Raw genomic sequence first — 8,200 nt, 5'->3', positions numbered from 1 at the left:
AGCCAATGCCGCCTGAATCGCACCAAAATCAAAACCCCAATGCTCCGGGAATTTTTGATCCTCACCGGCAATCACCGCGACTTTCAGCTCATCGGAGATTTCATCCCAAGGCTTCCAGGTGCGCTGCAGATCAATCGGCTCGCCGTCGAACCAGGATTCGATCTTGCGTTCGACCATGAGTGTCGTTCCCGGTGGCGGCACCACGCGAAAGATCAGCACCAGCAATACGCTGCCACCCGCGAACCAGAGCACGGTCTTTGTGAATCGTCGCAAAAATATACGCAGCATAGAGATGGCTTGGCCGAACCCGTTGAGCGGGCCATTATACAGACCCTGTTGATCGAGTCTGACTGGAGTTCTTCATGCTGCGTGGCTTTTTGATGCTAGCCGCTTTCTTCGGTTTCACCGGCGTTGGCCTTGGCGCGTTCGCCGCACATGGCCTGAAAAACCGTCTGACCCCCGAGTACCTGGCGATATTCCACACCGGCGTCACCTACCAACTGGTGCACACCCTGGCGTTGCTGGGCGTCGCGCTGCTGGCCACGCAGATTCCGGGGCGTTTGATCACCTGGGCCGGCGCCTCGTTTGCGCTGGGCATCCTGCTGTTTTCCGGCAGCTTGTACCTGCTGACCCTGACCGGTATCAGCAAGCTTGGCATCGTCACGCCTTTTGGTGGTCTCGCATTCCTTGCAGGCTGGATTTGCCTGGGACTTGCCGCTTGGCGCCTGGGCTGACTTAAGGGTCCATTTCATGACGAATGGCTTGGGTCGCCAAGACTGATCGGGCTAGAATGCCAGCCCCTAAAAATGATGGCGGCATCCGGCATGCGCATTCAGTTGAACGGCGAATCCCTTGAACTGCCCGACGGTGAAACCGTTGCGGCCCTGCTGACCCGTCTGGAACTGACCGGACGCCGGGTGGCGGTTGAACTCAATCTGGATATCGTCCCGCGCAGTCAGCATGCCGACACCACGCTGAACGACGGCGACAGCGTCGAAGTCGTCCACGCCATCGGCGGCGGCTAGCCGTGCAGCCCGCGAGGGCACAGAATTCTGCAAGAACCTCACCCCTACAGAGGATTTCCCATGAGCATCGTTCGTAGCGACAAGCCTTTCGTTCTGGCCGGTCGTACTTACCAGTCGCGTTTGCTGGTAGGCACCGGCAAGTACCGTGACATGGAAGAAACCCGTCTGGCCATCGAAGCCTCGGGTGCCGAAATTGTCACCTTCGCCGTGCGCCGCACCAATCTGGGCCAGAACCAGGGCGAACCGAACCTGCTGGATTTCCTGTCGCCGGATCGCTACACCTTCCTGCCGAACACCGCCGGTTGCTACGACGCGATCGAAGCCGTGCGCACCTGCCGTCTGGCCCGTGAGCTGCTCGATGGTCACAACCTGGTGAAGCTGGAAGTGTTGGCGGATCAGAAAACCCTGTTCCCCAATGTAATCGAAACCCTCAAGGCCGCTGAATCGCTGGTCAAGGAAGGCTTCGACGTGATGGTGTACACCAGCGACGACCCGATCATTGCTCGCCAACTGGCGGAAATCGGCTGCATCGCGGTCATGCCGCTGGCGGGGCTGATCGGTTCGGGCCTGGGGATCTGCAACCCATACAACCTGCAGATCATCCTCGAAGAAGCCAAGATCCCGGTGCTCGTGGATGCCGGTGTCGGTACCGCTTCCGACGCCACCATCGCCATGGAACTGGGTTGTGACGCAGTGCTGATGAACTCGGCCATCGCCCACGCCCAGCAGCCGATCATGATGGCTGAAGCCATGCAGCACGCCATTGTCGCGGGCCGCTTGGCCTACCTCGCCGGCCGCATGCCGAAAAAACTCTATGCCAGCGCCTCCTCGCCGCTGGATGGTCTGATCAAGTAAGAGCCATTGATGACTGAATCAAACGACACGCCAATCCAGACGGAAGAAGGCGAAGAGCGCCAACACCGCCGCATCAAGAGTTTTGTGATGCGCGCCGGACGTATGACTGAAGGCCAGCAAAAGGGTCTGGAACAGGGCACACCGCTGTTCGTGCTGCCGCTGGCCGACGCGCCGGTGGACTTCGATCAGGTGTTCGGCCGTTCGGCGCCGCGCTCGCTGGAAATCGGTTTCGGCATGGGCCATTCGCTGCTGGAAATGGCCGCAGCCTCGCCGGAACAGGATTTCATTGGCGTAGAAGTTCACCGTCCAGGTGTCGGCGCGCTGCTCAATGGCGTGCTGACTCAGGGCCTGACTAACCTGCGGGTTTACGATTGCGACGCGATTGAAGTGCTCAATCGCTGCATCGCCGACAACAGCCTCGATCGCCTGATGCTGTTTTTTCCGGACCCGTGGCACAAGAGCCGTCACCACAAGCGCCGTATCGTTCAGGCGTCATTCGCCGAACTGGTGCGCAGCAAGTTGAAGGTCGGCGGTGTGCTGCACATGGCCACCGACTGGGAACCGTACGCCGAGTACATGCTGGAAGTGATGAATGTCGCCCCGGGCTATCGTAACCTGGCCGAAGATGGCAAGTGCGTGCCGCGTCCGACTGAACGCCCGATCACCAAGTTCGAACGCCGCGGCGAACGCCTTGGGCATGGCGTGTGGGACTTGAAGTTCGAAAAGCAGTCCTAAAGCCCTACGCAATTCCCACTGTGGGAGCGAGCCTGCTCGCGAAAGCGGTCTGACATTCAAAGAAGATTTTGAATGTTATGGCCTCTTCGCGAGCAGGCTCGCTCCCACAGTTGTTTTGCGTTGGGTTTTGGATCAGCGGCGGTCGGCGACGACGCCGATGAGCACTAGCACCACCAACAACACCGGCGCCAGGCTGTAGTTGTTGAACTGGCCCAGGCCTTTGACGATCCACGGCGTGGCGTAGATCAGCGCGGCGCCGCTGCCGATCATGCACAGCAGGGCCATCAGCGGGACGCGCAAGGCGCCGGCAATGCTGCCCAGGCGTTGCTCGACCCAGCCTTTGAAATCCGAACCGAACAGCACCAGCAGACAGCCCACCAAGGCCAGGGCGATTTCCGATAAGTTGCTGCGGCTCCAGCGGGACACCGTGGCGAGCAGGTCGAGTATCAAATCCATTCGTTTTCCCTTAGGGCTGAAATCAGCTCAGAAATTTTTGCAGCAAGTCATTGAGAAACAACTGTCCGCGCTCGGTGGCCGCCAGACGTGACGGTTCGACCTGCAACAAGCCACTTTGTTCGGCGTCGCGGCGGTGTTCGGCGAGGCTTTCCAGGGTCATCCCGGTGCGCTGCGGATACAGCCGCGATTCGACGCCATCGGTCAGGCGCAGCGCGTTCATCAGGAACTCGAACGGCATTTCATCGTTGGTCAGCGCTTTCTCGCCCGCCTTGAAGCTTTTGGCCGGGTTGAGGTAATCCTTCGGCAAGCGCGTCTTCCAGGTGCGCACGATGCGCCCGTCCGGATGGCTGAGCTTGCCGTGTGCACCCGCGCCAATGCCGATGAAGTCGCCGAAGCTCCAATAATTGAGGTTATGCCGCGCCGGGCGACCGGGCTGGGCGTAAGCCGAGACTTCGTATTGCGCGTAACCGTGTTCGGCGAGCAGCGCCTGACCCGCTTCCTGAATGTCCCACAACGTGTCGTCTTCTGGTAGCGTCGGCGGCTGGTTCCAGAACACCGTGTTCGGCTCCAGCGTCAGCTGATACCAGGACAGATGGGTCGGCTTCAAGGCGATGGCCTGGCGCAGGTCGCTCAACGCATCGTCCAGCGACTGGTCGGGCAAACCGTGCATCAAGTCCAGGTTGAAGTTATCGAAGCCGGCCTGACGCGCCATGCCAGCGGCACGCACTGCTTCGTCACCGTTGTGAATTCGCCCCAATGCCTTGAGTTTCTCTTCCTGAAAACTCTGGATGCCGATCGACAGGCGATTGATGCCCAAGGCGCGATAAGCGACAAACTTCTCTTGCTCGAACGTCCCCGGATTGGCTTCCAGAGTGATTTCGATGTCGCTGGCAAACGGAATGCGTTTTTCAACACCTTTGAGTAGACGGCCCAAGGCTTCGGCACTGAACAAGCTTGGCGTGCCGCCACCGAAGAAAATCGAGCTCAGTTCACGGCCATACACCGCGTGCAGATCCTGATCGAGGTCAGCCAGCAGCGCGTCCACATACTCTTCTTCCGGCAACACCGGGCTGGCGGTATGGGAGTTGAAGTCGCAATAAGGGCATTTGCGCACACACCACGGAATGTGGATGTACAGCGCCAGGGGCGGCAGCACGGGCAGCGCCGCCCGTGGCGATTGGGCGTCGCCGCCGAAGATCAGCGGTGACGCGGATGAGTCGTGGGTCATTTCAGGCCCAGACGCTGGCGCAGCAGATCCATTGCACGGGCGCGGTGGCTGATGAGGTTCTTGTCGCTCGGGCTCAGCTCTGCGCTGGAGCAATCGCGCTCTGGCACCCAAAACAGCGGATCGTAACCAAACCCGTGCTCGCCGCTGGCGGCCGGCAGGATACGCCCGTGCCACAGGCCTTCACAGAGGATCGGCAGCGGATCGTCGGCGTGACGCACCAGTGCCAGGACGCAGACGAACTGCGCACCGCGCTCGGCTTCTGGCACGTCTTTCAACGCGTCGAGCAGCTTGGCGTTGTTCGCCGCATCGCCCTGACCATCCGCATAACGAGCCGAATAGATGCCCGGCGCGCCACCGAGGAAATCCACCGACAGCCCGGAATCGTCAGCCAGCGCCGGCAAGCCGGAAATGCGCGCGGCATTGCGAGCCTTGAGGATGGCGTTTTCGACGAATGACAGGCCGGTTTCTTCAGGCTCGACAGTGCTGAACTCGCCGATCGAGCGCAGTTGCACCGAGTTGCCGAGCATCGCTTGGAGCTCTTTGAGTTTGCCGGCGTTGTGGCTGGCCAGTACGAGCTGTGTGAAGTTGATCATTCGCCGGGGAAAATCTCTTGGTTGAAATTGATGGTGTTGATTTTGTCACCGATCTGCACCTTGATGTCGAAGGTGCGGTTTTCCGTCTGGGGCACCGAGTACTGAGCGATGTAGTAGATGGCGCCCTTTTCGGTAATTTGTCTGAAGTTCAGCGTCTCGCTCTGGCTGGTCAGATTCTTGACTGTGCCAGTGACCTGCGCCATCAGGGGTTTGCCGTCCTTGATCACCGAAACGTTGATCATACCCAGATTCTTGCTACGCGCCTGCTCGACGGATTTGGCGATGTCCGGTGTCAGGAACGTTGAGTTGAAGGTGTTGTAGTACACCGTCACGTCACCAAATGTTTGCTCGCGCTTGGGATTGATCGTGTCAGCGGCAAAAGCGGTGACGCTCAGGCAGGCAGTGAGTAGAAACAGTGCTAGACGAACCATGATCGTTCTCCTCGGAATGGGGCGGGTCAGACCGCGACCTTATGGTCTGCAAGTCCTGGGCTGCTGACGCGATAAATACCGATCTCGCCTAACAGATTAGGCCATAGCTTGCTGGCCCACCCGTGCCGATGCTGTTGATCCACGGCCAGCCGATCAATGACCCTGGCCTCACGTTCGCGGCACAAGGCTTCAAAGTCCGCAAAAGTGCAGAAGTGGATGTTCGGCGTGTTGTACCAGGTGTACGGCAGAAAATCGGAAACCGGCATCCGGCCCTTGCTCGCCAGGTACCAGCGGCAGCGCCAGTGACCGAAGTTGGGGAAGGTGATGATGCATTGACGGCCGACCCGCAGCATTTCATCGAGGATCTTGTCCGGGTAGTGCACCGCTTGCAGTGCCTGGGTCATGACCACGACGTCGAAGCTGTTGCTGGCAAAGTTGCCCAGGCCCTTGTCCAGGTCCTGTTCGATGACGTTGATGCCCTTGGCCACGCATTCGGCAATGTTGTTCGGGTCGTTTTCCAGGCCATAGCCGGTCACTTGCTTGTTATCGCGCAGCCAGGTCAGCAGTTCGCCATCACCGCAGCCGAGGTCGAGCACACGGCTGCCCGCGGGGATCCATTCCTGGATGATTTCCAGATCAGCTCTCATGGCTTTCTCACAACGTAATGCGGTTCATGTAACTGCTGAATGCCTGCAAGTAACGCGGGATCGGCATCAGGAAGGCGTCGTGTCCTTGCGGAGCATCGATCTCGAGGTAGCAGACGTCTTTCTTGGCGGCCATCAACGCGTCCACCAATTCCCGCGAACGGGCAGGGGAGAAGCGCCAGTCCGTGGTGAAAGACATCACGCAGAACTTGGCCTTCACGTGGGCGAAGGTTTTTGCCAGGTCATCGTCGAAATTCGCTGCCGGGTCGAAGTAGTCCAGCGCTTTGGTCATCAGCAAATAAGTGTTGGCGTCGAACCGCCCGGAGAACTCTTCGCCCTGATAACGCAGGTAGCTTTCGACCTGGAATTCGACGCTGTGGAAGTCGTAGTTGAGCTTTTCCCTCTTGATGAGGCCCCGGCCGAATTTCTCGCCCATGGAGTCATCGGACAGGTAGGTGATGTGCCCGACCATCCGCGCCAGCATCAAGCCGCGCTTGGGGATTACACCCGCTTCCTGGAACGAACCGCTGTGGAACTCGGGGTCGGTGAGGATGGCTTGACGTGCCACTTCGTTGAAGGCGATGTTCTGCGCCGACAGCTTGGGTGCCGAGGCAATGGCCAAACAATGCCGAATGCGCTCCGGGTAGGTGATGCTCCATTGCATCGCCTGCATGCCGCCGAGACTGCCGCCGATAACCGCTGCCCATTGGCTGATGCCGATGCGCTCGGCCAGACGCGCCTGGCTGTGCACCCAGTCTTCCACGGTCAGCACCGGGAAGTCGGCGCCAAACGGCTTGCCGGTCTCCGGATTGATGCTGCTCGGGCCAGTAGAACCGTTGCAACCGCCAAGGTTGTTCAGGCTGACCACGAAGAACTTGTTGGTGTCGATCGGTTTGCCGGGACCGATGCAGCTGTCCCACCAACCGGGTTTACGGTCGTCGGGGCTGTGAAAACCGGCAGCGTGATGGTGGCCGGACAGCGCGTGGCAAATCAGCACGGCGTTGTTCGCCGTGGTGTTCAGCGTGCCGTAGGTTTCGTAGATCAAGTCATACGCTGGAAGCGAACGCCCGCAGGCCAAGGCCAGGGGTTCGCTGAAGTGCGCCACTTGCGGCGTCACCAGACCAACAGAATCGGGGGGAAAGGCAGTTGGCATCGACCCTGCTCTCGTTGAAATGAGGCGTAAGTCTAAAGACCGCTGCCCCTAGCAGCAAGCGACTACCCATGATCGTTCCCACGCTCTGCGTGGGAATGCCTCAATTGACGCTCCGCGTCTGCTTCGGCAGTGACGCGGAGCGTCACAGACTGCATTCCCACGCGGAGCGTGGGAACGATCAAGGTAGGGTCAATCCGGGTAATTCAGGCAGCTTCTTCGGCGAACAGATCCGCACCCGTTTCTGCCGGTTCAACTCACCGCTGATCAAACTGACCTGGCTCTTGGATACCCCAAAGGCCTTGGCCAGGAATGCCATCAGATACGCATTGGCCTTGCCTTCAACCGGCGGCGCGGTCAGGCGGATCTTCAGGCGATCCCCGTGCAGCCCGCAGAAATCATCGTTGCGGGCCGCCGGTTGCAGGTGACACTCCAGAATCAGGTCGTCACCGTCCCAGCGAAAGTAACTCATCAGATCAGGCCGAGCAGCCCTTGCGGCATGAAGGCGAAGTACGCAAGGCGCGGGATCAGCCAGCTTTGCAGCAACTGGATCACGATGAATGCGAAGATCGGCGAAATGTCGAGACCGCCCACATTCGGGATGATCCGGCGGAACGGCGCGAGAACCGGTTCAGTAATCTGCGCGACAAGCTCGGCGCCCGGGTTGTGGCTGCCCGGGGCGACCCAGGACAGAATCACGCTGATGATCATTGCGTAGAACAGAATGTTCAAAAACAGCGAGAACAGCGCGATCAGGGCCCAAGGCACCAACAGTAGCCAGTCGACCATGAAGCCTTTGAGCGCCAGGATCACGGCGATCAGTACCATCTGCACGATCAGCGCCAGTACCAGCGACGACATGTCCAGCCCGAACATGCTCGGGATGACCCGGCGCAGTGGCTTGAGCAGTGGTTGTGTAGCTTTGACGATGAACTGGCAGAGCGGGTTGTAAAAATTTGCCCGAACCAGTTGCAGGATGAAACGCATCAGTACGATCAGCAGGTACAGGCTGCCAAGGGTTTTAATGATGAAAACGGCAGCGTCATTGAGTCCGAGCATCTTTGATTCCTTTGTAAAAGCTGA

Annotated in this window: 13 protein-coding genes; 4 read left to right on the top strand and 9 right to left on the bottom strand. The window is 59.4% G+C overall.

Features of this window, described 5'->3' with window-relative positions; all coding sequences use genetic code 11:
* The coding region (locus AC1DSG_RS05675; protein ID WP_477789984.1) for a transglycosylase domain-containing protein at positions 1-288 on the bottom strand (288 nt) is incomplete at its 3' end.
* A gap of 74 nt (positions 289-362) precedes the next feature.
* Here AC1DSG_RS05675 and AC1DSG_RS05670 point away from each other — a divergent pair.
* The 4 genes from AC1DSG_RS05670 (at position 363) to trmB (ending at position 2,615) form a co-directional block, all read left to right on the top strand.
* Complete coding sequence (locus tag AC1DSG_RS05670) at positions 363-734, top strand: DUF423 domain-containing protein (RefSeq protein WP_477789983.1); 372 nt, start codon at positions 363-365, stop codon at positions 732-734.
* Between the two features lie 90 nt (positions 735-824).
* Positions 825-1,025 (top strand): sulfur carrier protein ThiS, encoded by a 201-nt coding sequence (thiS, locus tag AC1DSG_RS05665; RefSeq protein WP_008026157.1) that lies wholly within the window; start codon positions 825-827, stop codon positions 1,023-1,025.
* Positions 1,026-1,085: 60 nt separating this feature from the next.
* Positions 1,086-1,880 carry a thiazole synthase gene (locus tag AC1DSG_RS05660; protein WP_477789982.1) on the top strand — a complete coding sequence of 265 codons (795 nt, stop codon included), beginning with the start codon at positions 1,086-1,088 and terminating at the stop codon, positions 1,878-1,880.
* Positions 1,881-1,889: 9 nt separating this feature from the next.
* Entirely contained in the window at positions 1,890-2,615 is a 726-nt protein-coding gene (trmB, locus tag AC1DSG_RS05655) for a tRNA (guanosine(46)-N7)-methyltransferase TrmB (protein WP_007945510.1), read from the top strand.
* Between the two features lie 132 nt (positions 2,616-2,747).
* On the opposite strand, the gene AC1DSG_RS05650 is transcribed toward trmB, so the two are convergent.
* The 8 genes from AC1DSG_RS05650 to AC1DSG_RS05615 form a co-directional block, all read right to left on the bottom strand.
* Positions 2,748-3,071 (bottom strand): DUF3392 domain-containing protein, encoded by a 324-nt coding sequence (locus AC1DSG_RS05650; RefSeq protein ID WP_477789981.1) that lies wholly within the window; start codon positions 3,069-3,071, stop codon positions 2,748-2,750.
* A gap of 22 nt (positions 3,072-3,093) precedes the next feature.
* Positions 3,094-4,299 (bottom strand): radical SAM family heme chaperone HemW, encoded by a 1,206-nt coding sequence (hemW, locus tag AC1DSG_RS05645; RefSeq protein ID WP_477789980.1) that lies wholly within the window; start codon positions 4,297-4,299, stop codon positions 3,094-3,096.
* Positions 4,296-4,892 carry an RdgB/HAM1 family non-canonical purine NTP pyrophosphatase gene (rdgB, locus tag AC1DSG_RS05640; RefSeq protein WP_477789979.1) on the bottom strand — a complete coding sequence of 199 codons (597 nt, stop codon included), beginning with the start codon at positions 4,890-4,892 and terminating at the stop codon, positions 4,296-4,298. The genes hemW and rdgB overlap by 4 nt, the downstream gene beginning before the upstream one ends.
* The gene (locus AC1DSG_RS05635) at positions 4,889-5,323 is read right to left on the bottom strand and encodes a DUF4426 domain-containing protein (protein ID WP_477789978.1); all 435 of its coding nucleotides are present in this window, start codon (positions 5,321-5,323) and stop codon (positions 4,889-4,891) included. The genes rdgB and AC1DSG_RS05635 overlap by 4 nt, the downstream gene beginning before the upstream one ends.
* A 26-nt stretch (positions 5,324-5,349) precedes the next feature.
* Positions 5,350-5,970: a methionine biosynthesis protein MetW gene (gene metW, locus AC1DSG_RS05630; protein ID WP_477789977.1), complete on the bottom strand. Its 621-nt coding sequence runs from the start codon at positions 5,968-5,970 to the stop codon at positions 5,350-5,352.
* 7 nt (positions 5,971-5,977) lie between these two features.
* Complete coding sequence (gene metX, locus AC1DSG_RS05625; RefSeq protein WP_477789976.1) at positions 5,978-7,120, bottom strand: homoserine O-succinyltransferase MetX; 1,143 nt, start codon at positions 7,118-7,120, stop codon at positions 5,978-5,980.
* 178 nt (positions 7,121-7,298) lie between these two features.
* A complete protein-coding gene (locus AC1DSG_RS05620) occupies positions 7,299-7,589 on the bottom strand; it encodes a DUF167 domain-containing protein (protein ID WP_477789975.1) in 291 nt (96 codons plus the stop codon).
* Complete coding sequence (locus AC1DSG_RS05615) at positions 7,589-8,176, bottom strand: YggT family protein (RefSeq protein WP_477789974.1); 588 nt, start codon at positions 8,174-8,176, stop codon at positions 7,589-7,591. The genes AC1DSG_RS05620 and AC1DSG_RS05615 overlap by 1 nt, the downstream gene beginning before the upstream one ends.
* Between the last annotated feature and the right edge of the window lie 24 nt (positions 8,177-8,200).

This window comes from Pseudomonas sp. P5_A12, from assembly GCF_056400685.1.
Note: the sequence above shows the minus strand (reverse complement) of the source record. Positions and strands in the feature narration are given on the sequence as shown.